At 63.9% G+C, this 17,432-nt stretch carries 13 protein-coding genes; 8 read left to right on the top strand and 5 right to left on the bottom strand.

Annotated features, from left to right (window positions below; all coding sequences use genetic code 11):
* Positions 1-70: 70 nt before the first annotated feature.
* On the top strand, positions 71-352 hold the full coding sequence (locus ACEN9O_RS03305) for a hypothetical protein (protein WP_495616230.1): 282 nt from the start codon (positions 71-73) through the stop codon (positions 350-352).
* Here ACEN9O_RS03305 and ACEN9O_RS03300 read toward each other — a convergent pair.
* The 3 genes from ACEN9O_RS03300 to ACEN9O_RS03290 form a co-directional block, all read right to left on the bottom strand.
* A complete protein-coding gene (locus tag ACEN9O_RS03300) occupies positions 349-1,572 on the bottom strand; it encodes a type II secretion system F family protein (protein ID WP_495616229.1) in 1,224 nt (407 codons plus the stop codon). The genes ACEN9O_RS03305 and ACEN9O_RS03300 overlap by 4 nt on opposite strands.
* A gap of 11 nt (positions 1,573-1,583) precedes the next feature.
* Positions 1,584-3,317, bottom strand: coding sequence for a type IV-A pilus assembly ATPase PilB (pilB, locus tag ACEN9O_RS03295; protein WP_495616228.1), 1,734 nt, complete (start codon positions 3,315-3,317; stop codon positions 1,584-1,586).
* A 134-nt stretch (positions 3,318-3,451) separates the two neighbouring features.
* Positions 3,452-4,741, bottom strand: coding sequence for an HlyC/CorC family transporter (locus ACEN9O_RS03290; protein WP_495616227.1), 1,290 nt, complete (start codon positions 4,739-4,741; stop codon positions 3,452-3,454).
* Positions 4,742-5,155: 414 nt separating this feature from the next.
* On the opposite strand from ACEN9O_RS03290, the gene ACEN9O_RS03285 reads away from it, so the two are divergent.
* Positions 5,156-6,166, top strand: a complete 1,011-nt coding sequence (locus ACEN9O_RS03285; RefSeq protein ID WP_495612909.1) for an IS110 family RNA-guided transposase — start codon at positions 5,156-5,158, stop codon at positions 6,164-6,166.
* Here ACEN9O_RS03285 and ACEN9O_RS03280 read toward each other — a convergent pair.
* Positions 6,151-7,674, bottom strand: a complete 1,524-nt coding sequence (locus tag ACEN9O_RS03280; protein ID WP_495616226.1) for a tetratricopeptide repeat protein — start codon at positions 7,672-7,674, stop codon at positions 6,151-6,153. The two genes, ACEN9O_RS03285 and ACEN9O_RS03280, sit on opposite strands and share 16 nt — an antisense overlap.
* Before the next feature lie 119 nt (positions 7,675-7,793).
* On the opposite strand from ACEN9O_RS03280, the gene ACEN9O_RS03275 reads away from it, so the two are divergent.
* Positions 7,794-9,749, top strand: coding sequence for an alpha/beta hydrolase family protein (locus ACEN9O_RS03275; RefSeq protein WP_495616225.1), 1,956 nt, complete (start codon positions 7,794-7,796; stop codon positions 9,747-9,749).
* On the opposite strand, the gene uraH is transcribed toward ACEN9O_RS03275, so the two are convergent.
* Positions 9,750-10,103 carry a hydroxyisourate hydrolase gene (uraH, locus tag ACEN9O_RS03270; protein WP_495616224.1) on the bottom strand — a complete coding sequence of 118 codons (354 nt, stop codon included), beginning with the start codon at positions 10,101-10,103 and terminating at the stop codon, positions 9,750-9,752.
* Positions 10,104-10,217: 114 nt separating this feature from the next.
* Here uraH and puuE point away from each other — a divergent pair, with 114 nt between their 5' ends.
* Genes puuE through guaD form a run of 5 tightly spaced genes read left to right on the top strand, consistent with a single transcriptional unit; the run spans position 10,218 to position 17,431 of the window.
* Entirely contained in the window at positions 10,218-11,171 is a 954-nt protein-coding gene (gene puuE, locus ACEN9O_RS03265; protein WP_495616223.1) for an allantoinase PuuE, read from the top strand.
* 7 nt (positions 11,172-11,178) lie between these two features.
* A complete protein-coding gene (gene xdhA / locus ACEN9O_RS03260; protein WP_495616222.1) occupies positions 11,179-12,648 on the top strand; it encodes a xanthine dehydrogenase small subunit in 1,470 nt (489 codons plus the stop codon).
* A gap of 11 nt (positions 12,649-12,659) precedes the next feature.
* On the top strand, positions 12,660-14,993 hold the full coding sequence (gene xdhB, locus ACEN9O_RS03255) for a xanthine dehydrogenase molybdopterin binding subunit (protein ID WP_495616221.1): 2,334 nt from the start codon (positions 12,660-12,662) through the stop codon (positions 14,991-14,993).
* Positions 14,994-15,003: 10 nt separating this feature from the next.
* Positions 15,004-16,095, top strand: coding sequence for a xanthine dehydrogenase accessory protein XdhC (xdhC, locus tag ACEN9O_RS03250; RefSeq protein ID WP_495616220.1), 1,092 nt, complete (start codon positions 15,004-15,006; stop codon positions 16,093-16,095).
* Between the two features lie 28 nt (positions 16,096-16,123).
* Positions 16,124-17,431: a guanine deaminase gene (gene guaD, locus ACEN9O_RS03245; RefSeq protein ID WP_495616219.1), complete on the top strand. Its 1,308-nt coding sequence runs from the start codon at positions 16,124-16,126 to the stop codon at positions 17,429-17,431.
* Position 17,432: the final 1 nt, after the last annotated feature.

The following is a 17,432-nucleotide window of genomic DNA, read 5'->3' as shown; positions in this document are numbered from 1 at the left end:
GGGATATGGTCATGAAGTTAAAATTCAGGCAAGGTGGAGGGCCTGTCACCGCGCGTCGTGGAGTCCGCTTTTGTTCCCGCTTACCCTCTTTATTTTGGGCGTGCTGCTGGCCTGCCTGTGCGTCGTCGGCTATCGTTGGCGAAAGATGGCGAGGCGCGAGCGCGCCGTCGCGGCCGTGCAGGACACGCTGCTGCAAAACATGCAGGGCCTGATCCTGCGCTTTCAAAGCGTCAGCCACCGCCTGCCGGAAGGCTGCGCCGAGCGCGCCAACATCGAAACCATCCTCGACCAGGCCGACGAGGTGCTGGCCGAGGCGCGCAACCGCATCGCGGCGCTGCACGAATCCAACTAGACCACCGAGCCGAGCTTGAAGATCGGCAGGTACATGGCCACCACCAGGCCGCCGATCAGCACGCCCAGGATCACCATGATGGCCGGTTCCATCAGGCTCGACAGCGCACCGACGGCCTCGTCCACTTCCTCCTCGTAGAAGTCGGCCACCTTGCCCAGCATGGCGTCCAGCGAGCCGGACTCCTCGCCGATGGCCACCATCTGCGTCACCATGTTCGGGAACACGTCGGCGTTCTGCATTGCCACCGTCAGGCTGGTGCCGGTGCTGACCTCGTTCTGGATCTTGCGGGTGGCGTCCAGGTAGACCGCGTTGCCGGCCGCGCCGCCCACCGAATCGAGCGACTCCACCAGCGGCACGCCGGCCGCGAACATGGTGGCCAGGGTGCGGGTCCAGCGCGCGATGGTGGCCTTGCGGATGACGTCGCCGAACACCGGCAGGCGCAGCAGCAAGCGGTCCATGAAGCGCTGCATCTGCAGCGAGCGCTGCCACGCTCGGAAGAAGAAGTAGATGGCGCCGAAGATGCCGCCGAAGATCAGATACCACCAGGCCACGAAGAATTCCGACAGCGCCATCACGAACAGCGTCGGCGCCGGCAGGTTGGCGCCAAAGCTCTTGAACACTTCCTTGAACGCCGGCACCACCCAGATCATGATCACGGCCGTGACGATAAAGGCCACCGCCAGGATGGACACCGGATACATCAGCGCCGACTTGATCTTGGCCTTCATGGCCAGCGTTTTTTCCTTGTAGATCGCCAGCCGGGTCAGCAGGTCTTCCAGGATACCGGCCTGTTCGCCGGCGCCCACCAGGTTGCAGAACAGCGGATCGAAGTACAGCGGGAACTTGCGGAACGCCTGGTTCAGGCTGGTGCCGGTCTCGATATCGGCGCGCAGGTCCATCACCAGCTTGGACACCGAGGGATTGGCGTGGCCCTTGCCGACGATGTCGAACGATTGCAGCAGCGGCACGCCGGCCTTCATCATCGTCGCCAGCTGGCGCGTGAACAGCGAGATATCCTTGTCGGTGATCTTCTTGCCGCTGCGGTAGGCCTTCTTCTTGACCTTGGTGACCATGATGCCCTGGCGGCGCAGGGTGACGTTGACCACGGCCTCGCCGCCGGCGCGCAGCTCGCCGCGCACGGTCTTGCCGCTCTTGTCCTTGCCTTCCCAGGCGAAGATCGATTCCTTGACCTGGTTGCCCGCATTGCCCGATGTCGCCATGGAGTCGATTCCTATTCGTTGGTACAGCCGAGCACTTCTTCAAGACTGGTCAGGCCGCTCCGGACCTTCACCAGGCCGGACCCGCGCAGCGACTTGACGCCTTCCGCTTCCGACTGCGCGGCGATTTCCATGGCGTTGCCGTTGGCCAGGATGATGCTTTCGATGGCGGGCGTGATCGGCATGATCTGGTAGATGCCGACCCGGCCCTTGTAGCCGCCGCCGTTGCAGCGCTCGCAGCCGACCGGGCCGTAGGGCTTCCAGCTGCCGTCCAGCTCATGCTGCTTGAAGCCGGCCTTGAGCAGCAGCTCGTTGGAGATCTCCACCGGCTGCTTGCAGGTGCACAGCCGGCGCGCCAGGCGCTGCGCGGTGATCAGGATCACCGACGAGGCGATGTTGAACGGCGCCACGCCCATGTTCATCAGCCGCGTCAGCGTCGACGGTGCGTCGTTGGTGTGCAGCGTGGAGAACACCATGTGGCCGGTCTGCGCCGCCTTGATGGCGATGTCGGCCGTCTCCAGGTCGCGGATCTCGCCGACCATGATGATGTCCGGGTCCTGGCGCAGGAAGGACTTGAGCGCCACCGGGAAGGTCAGGCCGGCCTTGTCGTTGACGTTGACCTGGTTCACGCCGGGCAGGTTGATCTCGGCCGGATCCTCGGCGGTGGAGATGTTGATGCCCGGCTTGTTGATCACGTTCAGGCAGGTGTACAGCGACACCGTCTTGCCCGAGCCGGTCGGCCCCGTCACCAGCACCATGCCGTAGGGGCGCTGGATGGCGTCGAGCAGCAACTCCTTCTGGTCCGGGTCGTAGCCCAGCGCGTCGATGCCCATCTGCGCCTGGGTGGCGTCGAGGATACGCATCACGGTCTTCTCGCCGAACAAGGTCGGCAGGGTGGAGATGCGCAGGTCGATGGTCTTGGTCGGCGACACGATCAGGCGCATGCGGCCGTCCTGCGGGATGCGCTTCTCCGAGATGTCCAGCTTGGCCAGCACCTTGATGCGCGAGACCAGCTTTTCCTTGATCGAGATCGGCGGCTGGGCATGCTCCATCAGCACGCCGTCGACGCGGAAGCGCACGCGGTAGAATTTTTCGAACGGTTCGAAGTGCAAGTCCGAGGCGCCCATGTTGACCGCGTCCATCAGCATCTTGTTCAGGAAGCGCACCACCGGCGCATCCTCGACATCGTTGGCGCCGGGATCGGCGGCGGCGTCGGCGGCCGCGGCTTCTTCCTCGGCGAACTGGATGTCGGACTCGTCGCCGCCCAGGTCGCTGATGGCTTGTTCGCTGTCCTTGTTCAGGCGCGCCAGCAGCTGCAGCAGCGCGTCGTGCGCCACGATGACGGGTTCGACGGTGGACTCGGTCTGGAACTTGATCTGGTCCAGCGCCTGGGTGTCGGTCGGATCGGAGATCGCCACCGACATCTTGTTGCCGCGCTTGGCCAGCGCGATCACGCGCTGCGCCTGCATCAGCTTGTTGTCGATGATCTTGGCCGGCAGCGCGTCGAAGTTGAGCGCCTGCACATCCATCAGCGGATAGGCAAAGGTCTCGGAACAGAACATGGCCAGCGCGCGGGCGTCGATGGTGCCGCTGGCCAGCAGCACGTCGATGAAGGCGTGCTTCTCCATGAGGGCTTTTTTTTGCAGCATGTCGGCCTGGGCCGCGGAGAGGCGCCCGGCTTGCATCAATGCCCGTGCCAGCCCCGGCATCGGGGCGCCTGGCGCGGCGTTGGGTAGGACTGCTGCCATAGATGCGTCTGCTTGATGGAGGAGGCTGGATCACGGAATGATGCTCTCAGGCATCATATTTGTAAAGCCGTATCTCGTCCCAAGGAAACGATTGTACTCCGCAATGTTGCGTTTGCCGCACGCGATAGCGTGGATTAGTGAGTGCGTTTGCTCACCGGGCGTATCAATTTAACGACTTTGATGGCCTGATCGTGCGCTTGCACCACTTCGATGATGCAGTTGGCAACCTTGATGCTGATCGGCGCGTCCGGGATTTCCTGCAACAGTTCCAGCAGCAGGCCGTTCAGGGTCTTGGGGCCGTCCAGCGGGAAGTTCAGGCCGAGGCGCTTGTTGATGTCGCGCAGCGCGGTGGCGCCCTCCAGCAGGCACTCGCCCTGCTCGGACCAGCCGAAGCTGTCGGCGCGGGCCGCGCCCGGCATCGATGTCGTAAATTCACCGATCATTTCCTCGATGATATCGTCCAGCGTAACCAGGCCCTGCACCTCGCCGTACTCGTCGACGATGATGCCGAGGCGCTCCTTGTTCTCCTGGAAGTACTGCAGCTGGGTGAAGACGCTGGTGTCCTGCGGGATGAAGTAGGGCGTGCTCAGCAGCTCGCGGAAATGCTCGACCGTCAGTTCGTCCACCTGGTTCAGCAGCGCCACCGCCTTGCGCACATGCAGGATGCCGATAATGCGGTTGATCTCGCCTTCGTAGACGGGCAGCTTGTTGTGGTAGCAGGTGGTCAGCTCGCGCTTGATCTCGTCGACCGTCAGTTCTAGGTTCAGCGCCTCGATCTGCGAGCGCGGGGTCATGATGTCCTCGACCGAGATGGTCTCCAGGTCGAACAGGTTGAGCAGGATGCTCTTGTGCTTTTGCGGGATGAAGTTGCCACCCTCCAGCACGATCGAGCGCAGCTCTTCCGGCGACAGGCGCGCCTCGTGCGCGTGGGCGCCGGCCTTGATGCGGAACAGCTTGAGCACCAGCGAGACGAACAGGTTGACGAACCAGATCACCGGCTTGGCCAGCGTCATCAGCGGCTTGAGCACCATGCTGGTGGGCAGGGCGATCCGTTCCGGGAAGGTGGCGCCGATGACCTTGGGCGAAATCTCGGCGAACACGATCAGCAGGAAGGCCACCACGCCGGTGGAGATGGTGATGACGTTGTCGTCGTGGCCGAAGGACTGGATGGCGATGGCGGTGACCAGCGCGGTGGCCATGGCGTTGATCAGCGTATTGGCGATCAGCACCAGCGACAGCAGCTTGTCGGTGCGGTCGAGCAGCCACAAGGTGGTGATGGCGCTGCGGCTGCCGCGCTTGGCCATATGGCGCAGGCGATAGCGGTTGGCCGCCATCAGCGCGGTTTCGGCCATGGCGAAGAAAGCCGAGCACAGTATCAGGAGGGCGAGCGCAAGAAGTTGCGCCCAAAACGGCACGGTATCCAAGGGTCACCGTAAAGAATCATGCGTGGGAAACTGGTCGGCCTGATCACGGCACCGGCCCAGACGGCATGGCCAAAACGCGGCCACAGAGCTTCGGATTCTAAGGCAAGGCCGGATTCCATGCAAGTTTGCCTATCTTAGCTGGGGGGCAAGTCTGACATTCGGACACGCGCTCAGCCGTAGGCAGCGCCTACGGCTGAGCGCGTGTCCGAATGTCAGACTTCGTATATTGAGCATACCGCATCTCCATCGGATAATAAGGAGGTAGGTGCGGCCAGGCGGAGTGACGCTGATCAGACTTAGTGCCGTGGAGCACGTGGGTCAGATAGGTGCCTCTGCCTGTTTCATTTGATAAGTCCGAACGGTATCTGGGGCCATCGCGCCAGCGCGTAAGCCCGCATACGAGGAAGGTCAAAAATGGATACGATATGCGCAGCGGTAGGTATTGATGTCAGCAAGAAGAAGTTAGATATTGCACTGCTGGTCAACGGAAAAACCAAGACCAAAGTGCTGGAAAATTCCGCCGAAGGCCATCGGGCAATGGTCGACTGGCTCACCAAATCCAAAGTTCCCCTGTCGGCAATGCATGCTTGCATGGAGGCGACCGGGGTCTATTCCGAGCCGTTGGCATTGGCGCTCCACCAGGCCGGGCTGGTGGTGAGCGTGGTCAATCCAGTCTGCATCAAGGGCTTCGGCCACAGCGAAAATATTCGCAACAAGAACGATACGATCGACGCCGGGCTGATTGCACGCTACTGCGTCGCGATGAAGCCCGCGCCCTGGAGTCCGCCGCCGCTGGAGCAGCGCCAGTTGCGGGCTTGGTCGCTGCGCGTCCAAGCCTTGAAGGACATTCGCCAGCAGGAAGAAAATCGGTTGGAGGCATTGATCATCAGCGGGATGGAGGACGTCGCGCAGCATGTGCGACAGCATGTCGCTTGGCTCAGCGTAGAAATAGAGAAGCTCGAAGGCGACATCGACGATCACATAGATCGCCATCCTGGCCTCAAGCACGATGCCGATCTGCTCGCCACCATACCTGGCGTCGGAACGACGACCGTGGCAAAAATACTGGGGCATTTGGGGGATATTCGCCGCTTTGACAGCGCGAAAACCTTCGCTGCCTTTCTTGGGGTAACGCCCAAACAACGCAGCTCTGGAAGCTCGCTGAGGGGACGAACGACGATCAGTCGAACCGGCAGCACCTCAATGCGCGCTGCCCTGTACATGCCGAGCTTGGTGGCGCGCCGACATAACCCCATCCTGCGGCAATTCGCCGAACGGCTTGCCGCGACCGGAATGGCAAAGAAAGCCGTGATCGGGGCAGTCATGCACAAGCTGGCTCACTTGATTTATGGGGTGATACGCAATGACAAGCCTTTCGATCCTAATTACTTATCGAAAGGGCTTGCCATTCAAGACGGTATCTGACCCCGCGGCTTTTGCAACATGATGGCCAGGGCGGCGGTGGGGGCGCCGTTTTCCTGGCGGGCTGTCAGTGCTTCGGCGGCCTTGAGATGGAAGCCGGTGGCGATGGCCAGGCGTTCGATGTAGGCCAGCGTGTGGGCGTAGCGGTTCGATGGACGCAGCACGAAGTCGGCGCCGTCGCCCGCTTCGACCGAGAAGCAGAAGTGGCCGCCGTCGCGCAAGGCGCGGTGCACGCCGGCGAAGACCGGCGCCAGGTCGCCGATGTAGACGAAGACGTCGGCCGCCACCGCCAGGTCCCAGGCGTCGCGCTGGCCGTCGAGGTAGGCGACCAGTTCGTCGCAGGCGAGGCTGTCGTACAGCTTGCGCTCGGCGGCCTTGTCCAGCATCTGCTGCGACAGGTCGACGCCGGCCAGGCTGCGCGCGTAGGCCTTCAGGTAGGGCCCGCACAGCCCGGTGCCGCAGCCCAGGTCCAGCGTATCCACCGGACCGGCGCCGATGCTGCGGCGGATCAGCCCGTCCAGATAGGACGGCGTTTGATAGTCCAGCACTTCCACCAGGTGCTGGTCGAAGTGATTGGCATACTGGTCGAACAGCGAACGCACGTAGTTAGCCGGCAGCACGGCAGGCGTGTCGCCGGCGCCTACCGAGGCCAGCGCGAAGGCGATGGTTTCGGGATTGTCGCCATGCGCCAGCGCGGCGCGGTAGGCGGCGATGGCCTCGTCATTGCGCTGCATCGCGCGCAGCGTGTTGCCGCGTGCGTAGTGGGCCAGCGCGTAGTCCGGCTTGAGCGCCAGCGCTTGGTCGTAACTGTCAAGTGCCGCGTCGAAGATGCCCAGCCGGTGCAGCGCCGCGCCCTGGCCGTTGTAGGCCTCGGCCCACTGTGGCCGCAGATGGATGGCGCGGTCGTAGCTTTCCACCGCGTCCGGCAGCATGCGCAGACAGTGCAGCGCATTGCCGCGCGCGAACCAGGCGTCGGCGTTGCGGTCTTTGATATGCAGTGCCTCCTCGGCCGCGCCAAGCGCGTCGAGGTAGCGGCCCTGGTCGTGCAGCACGATGGCGCGGTTGCGGTGGGCTTCGGCGTAGGAGGGCTGGATCGCCAGCGCGCGCTGGTAGCTCAGCAGTGCTTCGTCGAGCCGCCCCAGCCGGCGCAGGGCGTTGCCGCGATTGCTCCATGCCATGGCGTAGTCGGCTTGCAGGGCGATGGCGCGGTCGTGGCTGGCCAGCGCCTCGTCGGCGCGGCCGGCATCGAGCAGCGCCACGCCGAGGTTGCAATGGGCCTTGGCTTGCATGCCGTCGACCGTGAGCGCTTGCGAGATCAGCGTGATGGCCGCCTGAGCGTCGCCTTGCTGGCGCGCGATCACGCCCAGCAGGTGCAGCGCGTCGAACTGGCGCGGGTCGAGTTCCAGCACCTGGCGGTACAGCGCCTGCGCCGGTTGCAGCCGGCCCTGTTGATGCAGTTCGACGGCTTGTTGCAGAAAGGACGCGGTCAGCGCCGAGTGGGTTCCAGTCATAGTGTGCGCATCTTAGCCGATGCACGACTGGCGCGGCTGAATTCTCTCCAATTGTTATCTTTTGATAATCTTGCCAGTCGTGATAGTATTTTTGGAAATCAAAAATCTTGGGGCGATAAATGAAAAGAATGCTGGCCAGCGCGATCTGCGCGATATTGCCGTTGATGGCCAAGGGCGCCGCGCCCGCGCTGATACCGATCCAGGCGTTTGTCGAGGAGGACCAGTACAGCAATCCGCAGATCTCGCCGGATGGCAAGCATCTGGCCGTGACCGTGCGCGTGCCGCAAGGCGCACGCACGGTGCCGATGCTGTCGTTTTTCAGCTTGCCTGAAATGAAGCCGGAAAGCACTGTGCGCATGCCTCCGTTTATCGTACCGGCCGATTATTACTGGACCAGTAACACCCGCGTGGTGGTGGAGCAGGCGAAGGAATACGGATCACGCGAAGCGCCTCAGCGCAACGGTGAAATCGTGGCGATGGATTACGACGGTACGCATCAAATCTATATGCACGGTTACCAGATGCTCATGCTGTCCAAACAAAATACACGCTATGGCAACGATTGGGCCTATGCCACGGTGGTCAGCTTGCCGGAGCCGCGTAATGGCCATGCATTTATCGCCAGCTATCCGTGGGAGCACGAATACAGCGCTTTGTACGACTTCGACAGCCGTAATGCGATCCGTAAACTGATAACTGACCTCCCTTCACCCAACGCGAATTTTGTCCTGCACTCCGACGATACGCCGGCTTACGCGACCGCTACCGATCGGCAGGGACTGTTCCAGTTGTGGCGCTTCGATCGCGCGAACGCAAAATGGAGTGTCGAAGAGCAGGCCAAGGGAACCAAGCTGGTTCCGGCCGCGTTCAGCGCCGACGAGAAAGAATTCATTGGCTATTATTCGGAAAACGGCGGTGCGAGCAAGCTGATACGGCAGAATATCGCCACCGGCCAGCGCAAGACTGTCGCCGAAGATGCAGGTGGCAGTATTGGAGGCTTGATATACGATACCGGAAGAGGCTTCCCGATCGGCGCATACACGCATTCTGGCCGGCCACGCGCTATGTATATCGAGCCATCCCATCCAGATGCAATTTTGCACCGCGACCTGAGCGCGCAATTCCCGGATGCCACCGTTGTACTGCATAGCGCCACCGCCGACGGCAACACTGTGCTGGCCCAAGTGCAAAGTGACCGCGATCCCGGCGTGGTCTATCTCTACGACCGCAAGACCAACAAGGCCGACCTGTTGTTGACCTACATGGCGGCGATCGATCCAGACGCCATGGCGCCGCGCCTGCCGGTGAGCTACACGGCGCGTGACGGCCTGCGTATCGATGGCTACCTGACGATGCCGCTGGCGAAGGGCGAGGGCAAGCCGCCGCTGATCCTGATTCCGCACGGCGGACCGCATGGTGTCTCAGACAGCTGGTACTTCGATAACGATGCGCAGTTCCTGGCCAGTCGCGGTTACGCAGTGCTGCAAGTGAACTATCGCGGCTCGAGTGGGCGTGGCGACAGCTTCCAGAACGCCGGCTACCGCCAGTGGGGCGACAAGATCATGGATGACCTGGTCGATGGTGTGCAGTGGGCGGTTGGACAAGGCAAGGTGGATGGCACACGCATGTGCGTCTATGGCGCCAGCTTCGGCGGTTACGCGGCGATGATGTTGGCTGCGCGTGAGCCGGACTTGTTCAAATGTGCGGTCGGCTACGCGGGCGTCTACGATCTGCCGTTGCTTTACAAGCGTGATGCGTCGGTCCTGGAGGAACGGGTTAGCAACACCTACAAGCGCTGGGTCGGCGAAGACTCCGCCGAACTGGCGCGCAATTCGCCGGCGCGGCGGGCGGCGAGCATCAAGGCCGGCGTGCTGCTGATCCACGGCGGCAAGGACGAGCGCGCGTTGAAGGAAAACGCCTTCCGTATGAAGGAGGCGCTGGAAAAGGCCGGCCATCCGCCTGAATGGTATTACGTCGATTACGAAGGCCACGGCTTCTACGACACCGCCAACCGGACCGAGGTCTATCAGCGGATGGAGAACTTCTTCGCCAAGTACCTCGGCAAACCCAAGTAATCAGCTGCCGCGATAGGTCGAATACGCCCACGGCGAGACGACCAGCGGCACGTGATAATTCTGGTCGGCGCTGGCGATGCCGAACGCCAGCGTCACCTCATCGATAAAACGCGGCTCGGGCAGATCCACGCCCTGGGCCGCGAAGTAGGCGCCCGCGCCGAACACCAGCTCATACTTCCCCGGTTTCATGCTCTCACCTTCCAGCAGCGGCACGGCGCAGCGGCCGTCGGCGTTGGTGACGTCGGTCTTCAGCAACTCGCGGCCCTGCGCCGTGACGGCGTACAAGGCCACCTTGACGCCGGCGCCTGGTTTGCCGACAGTGATATCGAGAACGTGTGTACTAAGCTTGCCCATGGTAAGTCCTATATCGGTAGGTAATAAGTATCTATTGGACAAATCATATACCGATGCTGTTCTAGGCATATATGATTGCAGATATATTCCTCATAGACTAACTAGCTTGCGCCCATGACTACCTACGACAACTACCCGCGCGACCTGATCGGCTACGGCCCGAAGCCGCCTCACGCGCAATGGCCCAACCGGGCCCGCGTCGCCCTGCAATTCGTGTTGAACTACGAAGAGGGCGGCGAGAACAACGTGCTGCACGGCGATGCCGGCTCAGAGACCTTCCTGTCCGAGATCATCGGCGCCGCCTCGTTCAGCAACCGCCACATGAGCATGGAATCGATCTACGAGTACGGCTCGCGCGCCGGCTTGTGGCGCCTGCTGCGCATGTTCGAGGAACGCAAGCTGCCGCTGACGATCTTCGGCGTGGCGATGGCGCTCAAGCGCCATCCGGAAGCGGTGTCCGCGTTCCAGGAGCTGGGCCACGAAATCGCCTGCCACGGCCTGCGCTGGATCACCTATCAGAACATGGACGAAGCCACCGAGCGCGCCCACATGAAGGAAGCGGTGCAGATCATCCGCGAGCTGACCGGCAGCGCGCCGCAGGGCTGGTACACCGGCCGCGATTCGCCGCAGACCAAGCGCTTGGTGGTGGAGCACGGCGGCTTCCGCTACGACGCCGACAACTACAGCGACGACCTGCCATTCTGGCAAAAGGTGGACTACACTGATGCGGAGGGCAAGGCCGCCGTCGCGCCGCAGCTGATCGTGCCGTACACGCTCGACACCAACGACATGCGCTTCGCCGCCGCGCAAGGCTTCAACTCCGGCACGCAGTTCTTCGATTACCTGAAGGACGCCTTCGATGTGCTCTACGCCGAGGGCGATCCGGACGGCCTGAATCAGCCGAAGATGCTGTCGATCGGCCTGCACTGCCGCATCGTCGGCCGGCCGGCGCGCGCCGCGGCGCTGGCGCGCTTCCTCGACTACGTGCAAAAGCACGATAATGTGTGGATCACCCGCCGCATCGATATCGCCGAACACTGGCGCAAAACCCATCCATTCGCAGGTTGAGGCCAAGATGTCAGAACCGATTCGTTTTTACTACCGTGGCGCTGTGCAGGAAATCTCCAACGCCGCGCCAACGCGCACCGTGCTTCAACACCTGCGCGAGGACCTGCACTGCACCGGCACCAAGGAAGGCTGCGCCGAAGGCGATTGCGGCGCCTGCACCGTGGTGGTCGGCAGCCTGAATGCCGCCGGCCAGCTGGAAATGAAAGCTGTGAACTCCTGCATCCAGTTCGCGCCCACGCTGGACGGCAAGGCGCTGTTCACCGTGGAAGACCTGCAGCAGCCGGACGGCGCGCTGCACCCGGTGCAGCAGGCGATGGTGGAATGCCACGGCTCGCAATGCGGCTTCTGCACGCCCGGTTTCGTCATGTCCCTGTGGGGCATGTACCTCGACAAGGATGGCCAGCCCGCGCAGCGCAAGGAGATCGACGACTGCCTGTCCGGTAACCTGTGCCGCTGCACCGGCTACCGTCCCATCATCGAAGCCGCGCACCGCATGACCGAATTGCCGAAAGTCGGCTTCGACCGTGCGGCGTTGACCGAACAGCTGCGCGCCTTGCAGCGCGACGCCGGCGCCAGCTACACCGCGCATGGCCAGACCTTCCACGCGCCGCGCACCCTCGATGAGCTGGTGGCGCTGCGCGCCGCGCATCCGAAAGCCACGCTGTTGTCGGGTTCCACCGACATCGGTCTGTGGGTCACCAAGCAGATGCGCGAGCTGGGCGACATCATTTATCTCGGCCACGTCAGCGCGCTGCAAACCGTCAGCGAGGCGGACGGCATGCTGCACATCGGCGCCGGCGTGTCGCTCAACGATGCGTACGAAGCCTTATGCCGCCTGTATCCGTCGCAATTGGACGAAATGTGGCAGCGCTTCGCATCGCTGCCGATCCGTAACGCCGGCACCCTCGGCGGCAACGTCGCCAACGGTTCGCCGATCGGCGATTCGATGCCGTGGATGATAGCCGTCGGCAGCGAAGTGGTGCTGCGCGGCCCGGCCGGCGAACGCGTGATGCCGCTGGAAGCGTTCTATCTCGACTATCAGAAAAAGGACATGCGGCCCGACGAATTCGTGGCCGCCGTGCGCGTGCCGCTGCCGCGCGTAGGTGTGCAGTTCCGCACCTACAAACTGGCCAAGCGCTTCGACCAGGATATCTCGGCCGTCTGCGCCGCGTTCGCGTTCAAGCTCGATGGCGACCGTATCGTCGAGGCCCGCATCGCCTTCGGCGGCATGGCCGCGACGCCGCGCCGCGCCGCCCGCGCCGAAGCTTCGTTGACTGGCCTGAGCTGGAGCGAAGCCAACCTGCGCGTGGCGATGGACATGCTGGCGCAGGATTTCGCGCCGCTGTCGGACATGCGCGCCTCCAGCACCTACCGCATGCAGACGGCGCAGAACCTGCTGCGCCGCTTCTGGTTCGAAACCCGCGCCGACGCGCCGCTGGCGGCCGATGCCGTCAACGCCTTTGCCTGCCGCGCCTGAAAGGAGCCATCATGAATCAACCAGTTGCTCCCTCGCTGCTCGCCGCGCAAGCGTGGAAGGCGGTCGGCGTCGCCCGGCCGCACGAATCGGCCGAGCTGCACGTGCTCGGCCAGGCTACCTACACCGACGACATCCCCGAGCTGCAAGGCACGCTGCATGCGGCGCTGGGCCTGTCGTCCAAGGCCCACGCGCGCATCAGCGCGATGGACCTGGCGCCGGTGCGCAATTCGCCCGGCGTGATGGCAGTCTACACCGCCGAAGATATTGTCGGCACCAATGATTGCGGTCCGATCATCCACGACGATCCCATCCTGAGCGCGGGCGAAGTGATGTATGTCGGCCAGCCGATCTTCGTCGTCGTCGCCGATACGCACGACAACGCCCGCCGCGCCGCGCGCCGTGCCGTGATTGGCTACGACGAACTGCCGGCCGTCTTCACGCCGCAGGAAGCCAAGGCCGCGCAGTCGTATGTGCTGCCGCCGATGCATCTCAAGCGTGGCGATTACCAGGCCGCGTTCGAGCGGGCGCCCAACGTGGTCAAGGGCCAGTTGTTCGTCGGCGGCCAGGAGCAGTTCTACCTGGAAGGCCAGATCGCCTATGCGATCCCGAAGGAAGACCACGGTATGCTGGTGCAGTGTTCGACCCAGCACCCGAGTGAGATGCAGCATGTGGTGGCGCATGCGTTGGGCGTGCATTCGCACAAGGTGCAGGTTGAGTGCCGCCGCATGGGCGGTGGCTTCGGCGGCAAGGAATCGCAATCGGCGTTGTGGGCGGCTTCGGCCAGCATCGCGGCGGCCAAGCTGCGCCGCCCGGTCAAGCTGCGCGCGGATCGCGACGACGACATGCTTGTCACCGGCAAGCGCCACTGCTTCTTCTACGAATACGAAGTCGGCTACGACGACAGCGGCAAGATCCTCGCCGCCAAGGTCGACATGACTTTGCGTGCGGGCTTCTCGGCGGACTTGTCCGGCCCTGTGGCCACCCGCGCGGTCTGCCACTTCGATAACACCTACTATCTGTCGGACGTGGACATCCGCGCCGGCTGCGGCAAGACCAACACCCAGTCGAATACCGCCTTCCGTGGCTTTGGCGGACCGCAAGGCGCGATCGCGATCGAGTACATCGTCGACGAAATCGCCCGCAACCTGGGCCGCGATGCGCTGGATATCCGTCGCCTGAATTTCTACGGCAAGACAGAGCGTAACGTCACGCCGTACGGCCAGGAGATCGTCGACAACGTGATCGAAGCGCTGACGGCGGAGCTGGAACAGAGCAGCGAATACCGCGCTCGCCGCGCGGCGGTCGAAGCCTACAACGCCACTAGCCCGGTGCTGAAGAAAGGCCTGGCGCTCACGCCGCTGAAGTTTGGCATCGCCTTCAACGTCACGCACCTGAACCAGGCCGGCGCACTGGTGCATGTGTATGTGGACGGCTCGGTGCTGGTCAATCATGGCGGTACGGAGATGGGGCAGGGCATCAACACCAAGGTGATGCAGGTGGTGGCGCATGAACTGGGCCTCGACCTGGACCACGTGCGCGCAACCGCCACCGACACCAGCAAGGTCGCCAATACCTCGGCGACGGCCGCGTCGACCGGCGCGGACTTGAACGGCAAGGCGGCGCAGGATGCCGCGCGCCAGATCCGCGAGCGCCTGACCTCCTTCGCCATCAAGTTGTATGGCGACGAGGACGGTGTGCCGGTTCAGTTCTTCAACAACGCCGTGCATGTGAACGGCCATGTGGTGCCGTTCGCGGAGCTGGTGCAGCGCGCCTATCTGGCCCGCGTTCAGCTGTGGTCCGACGGCTTCTACGCCACACCTGGCCTGCACTGGGACCCGAAGACGATGAACGGCCATCCGTTCTCGTACTACGCCTACGGCGCCGCCGTTTCCGAAGTGGTGGTCGATACACTCACCGGCGAATGGAAACTGCTGCGCGCGGACGCCTTGTACGACGCCGGCCGTTCGCTCAATCCCGCCATCGACCTGGGCCAGGTGGAAGGCGCGTTCATACAGGGCATGGGCTGGTTGACCACCGAGCAGCTGTGGTGGAACCCGGCCGGCAAGCTGATGACGCACGCGCCATCGACGTACAAGATCCCCGGGGTCTCCGACTGCCCGGAGGACTTCCGCGTGCGGCTGTTCGACAACGGTAACGTCGAGGACAGTATCCACCGCTCCAAGGCCGTCGGCGAGCCGCCGTTGCTGCTGCCGTTCTCGGTGTTCTTCGCGATCCGCGATGCGATTTCCGCTGTCGGCGGGCATCGCGTCAATCCGCCGCTGAACGCTCCGGCGACCAGCGAGGAGATCCTGCGCGCCGTGGCCGCCGTGGAAATGGCCGCCTGAGGACTTCGACATGAACGAATGGCTGACAACTGCAATGGCGGAACCGGCAGTGCTGGTGACGGTGGCTATCGTCGAGGGCTCCGGCCCGCGCGAGCCCGGTGCCCGCATGCTGGTTACCGCTGGCGGCCAGGTCGACACCATCGGCGGCGGGCATCTGGAGATGTGCGCGGTCGATGTCGGTCGCAGCATGCTGAAAAGCGCCGCCAAGGCAGGCGAGGGTGTTCATGCGCGGCTGGAGCGCTACGCACTGGGCCCGACGCTGGGCCAGTGCTGCGGCGGCGTGGTGCACCTGGCGTTTGAGCTGATCGATGGTGCATTGGCTGATGTGATGAGCAGCCTGCGCAAGCGCTGGCGCGAAGACAGCTGGCGTCTCAGCGCCATCGACGGCACGCCGGTCTCGCTGCTGCTCGATGCGCATGGCGCGGTCGTCGCCGGTGCGGGTGATGCAACCGTCGCTGATGCCACGGCCTTCGGCCCGGCATTCCCCACCATCGACCGCCAGCGCGGCACCCACATCCTGCGCGACACCGCCGGCCGCCGATGGCTGGCCGATCCCTGCCTCGCGCCGCGTGCGCATCTGTTGCTGTTCGGCGCCGGTCATGTCGGCGCGGCCATCGTGCGCATGCTGGGCGAGCTGCCGTGCACCGTCACCTGGGTCGACGAGCGCGAGGACATGTTCCCGTCCACGATACCCGCCAACGTCACCGTCGAGGCCACCGACGCGCCGGAGGCGCTGGTGCACAGCGCACCCGCCGGCGCAAGCTATCTGGTGATGACCCACAGCCACGCTCTGGACCAACGCCTCAGCGAGGCGATCCTTGCCCGCGCCGACGTCGGCTGGTTCGGCCTGATCGGCTCCAAGACCAAGCGCGTGCAGTTCGAGCGCCGCATGGCTGCGCGCGGCCTGCCGGAAGAACGCATCGCCGCCATGGTCTGCCCGATCGGCATCGCCGGCATCACCAACAAGCTACCCGCCGCGATTGCCGCCTCCGTCTGCGCGCAGTTGCTGATCGTGTGGGAAGCGCAGCAAATCGCCGCCCTCGAAACGGACGCCGCGCCAAACACCGCAATCGCGCCGGTGCGTCTGGTCGCATCGCGCTAGAATCAGCATTCCTCTTCAGGACATCGCCATGCCCAACTCCTTGCAAGCCTACCGCGGCAGCTTGCTGCACTTTGTCGCCGATCCGGCGTTCAGCGCGCAGTCACATGCGTGGCATGAAGACGGCCTGCTGATCGTCGCCGATGGCAAGGTGCAGGCGGCCGGCGACTACGCGGCGCTGCGCGCCACGCTGCTGCCCAGCGCCGAGCTGCACGACTACAGCGGCAAGCTGCTGATGCCCGGCTTTATCGACACCCACGTCCACTATCCGCAGACCGACATGATCGCCTCCCCGTCGGAAGGCCTGCTGCCCTGGCTGGAAACCTACACCTTCCCGACCGAGCGCCAATTTGAAGACCCGGCCCACGCGGCCGGCGTGGCCGACTTCTTCCTCGACGAGCTGCTACGCTGCGGCACCACCACCGCCATGGTCTACTGCACCGTGCACCCGCAGTCGGTGGACGCCTTCTTCGCAGCGAGCGAGCAGCGCGGCCTGCGCATGGTGGCGGGGAAGGTGATGATGGACCGGAACTGCCCCGAGTTCCTGCGCGATACCGCAGAATCCAGCGCCCGCGACACCGAGGCGCTGATCCAGCGCTGGCACAAGCGCGGCCGCGCGCTGTACGCGATCACGCCGCGCTTCGCGCCCACCTCCACCGAGGCGCAGCTGCAGCTGGCGGGCGAACTGGCTCGCGCCTATCCCGACACCTACATCCAGACCCACGTTTCCGAGAACGAAGCCGAATGCGCGTGGGTGCGCGAACTGTTCCCCGCCTCGCGCAGCTACATCGACGTCTACGACAGCTACGGTATGCTGCGGCCGCGCGCCATGTACGGCCACTGCATCTGGCTCAATGAACAGGACCGCATCCGCATGGCGCAAACGCAGTCCGCCGCCGCCATCTGCCCGACCTCCAACCTGTTCCTCGGCAGCGGCCTGTTCGACTTCGAGCGCGCCGACCAGGCGGGCGTGCCGCTGTCGCTGGCGACCGATGTGGGCGGCGGCACCTCGTTCTCGATGTTGCAAACGATGAATGAAGCCTATAAAGTAGCGCGACTGAAGGACAGTTACCTGCCGGCCTTGCGGATGTTCTACCTGGCCACCCTGGGCGCCGCCCGCTGCATGCAGCTGGAAGGCACGATCGGCAATTTCGCTGTCGGCGCCGAGGCGGATTTCATCGTGCTCGATCCGCAGGCCACGCCGCTGCTGCAACGCCGGACCGCGCGCGGCGAGAGCCTGGAAGAACTGCTGTTCGCGCTGGCCCTGCTGGGCGACGACCGTGCGGTGGCGGCGACGTATTCCGCTGGCCGCCAGGTGCACGCCCGCGTAATGACTTAAT

This window comes from Duganella sp. Dugasp78, assembly GCF_059491455.1.
The sequence above is the reverse complement of the archived record's forward strand: the minus strand, read 5'-3'. Positions and strand labels throughout refer to the sequence as shown.

What these genes read in the sequence shown, in the direction of transcription:
- ACEN9O_RS03275 (WP_495616225.1), top strand. Translation starts at nt 7,794, where the DNA reads ATGAAAAGAATGCTGGCCAGCGCGATCTGCGCGATATTGCCGTTGATG.
- uraH (WP_495616224.1), bottom strand. Translation starts at nt 10,103, where the DNA reads ATGGGCAAGCTTAGTACACACGTTCTCGATATCACTGTCGGCAAACCA.
- xdhA (WP_495616222.1), top strand. Translation starts at nt 11,179, where the DNA reads ATGTCAGAACCGATTCGTTTTTACTACCGTGGCGCTGTGCAGGAAATC.
- ACEN9O_RS03300 (WP_495616229.1), bottom strand. Translation starts at nt 1,572, where the DNA reads ATGGCGACATCGGGCAATGCGGGCAACCAGGTCAAGGAATCGATCTTC.
- guaD (WP_495616219.1), top strand. Translation starts at nt 16,124, where the DNA reads ATGCCCAACTCCTTGCAAGCCTACCGCGGCAGCTTGCTGCACTTTGTC.
- ACEN9O_RS03280 (WP_495616226.1), bottom strand. Translation starts at nt 7,674, where the DNA reads ATGACTGGAACCCACTCGGCGCTGACCGCGTCCTTTCTGCAACAAGCC.
- xdhC (WP_495616220.1), top strand. Translation starts at nt 15,004, where the DNA reads ATGAACGAATGGCTGACAACTGCAATGGCGGAACCGGCAGTGCTGGTG.
- pilB (WP_495616228.1), bottom strand. Translation starts at nt 3,317, where the DNA reads ATGGCAGCAGTCCTACCCAACGCCGCGCCAGGCGCCCCGATGCCGGGG.
- ACEN9O_RS03285 (WP_495612909.1), top strand. Translation starts at nt 5,156, where the DNA reads ATGGATACGATATGCGCAGCGGTAGGTATTGATGTCAGCAAGAAGAAG.
- xdhB (WP_495616221.1), top strand. Translation starts at nt 12,660, where the DNA reads ATGAATCAACCAGTTGCTCCCTCGCTGCTCGCCGCGCAAGCGTGGAAG.
- puuE (WP_495616223.1), top strand. Translation starts at nt 10,218, where the DNA reads ATGACTACCTACGACAACTACCCGCGCGACCTGATCGGCTACGGCCCG.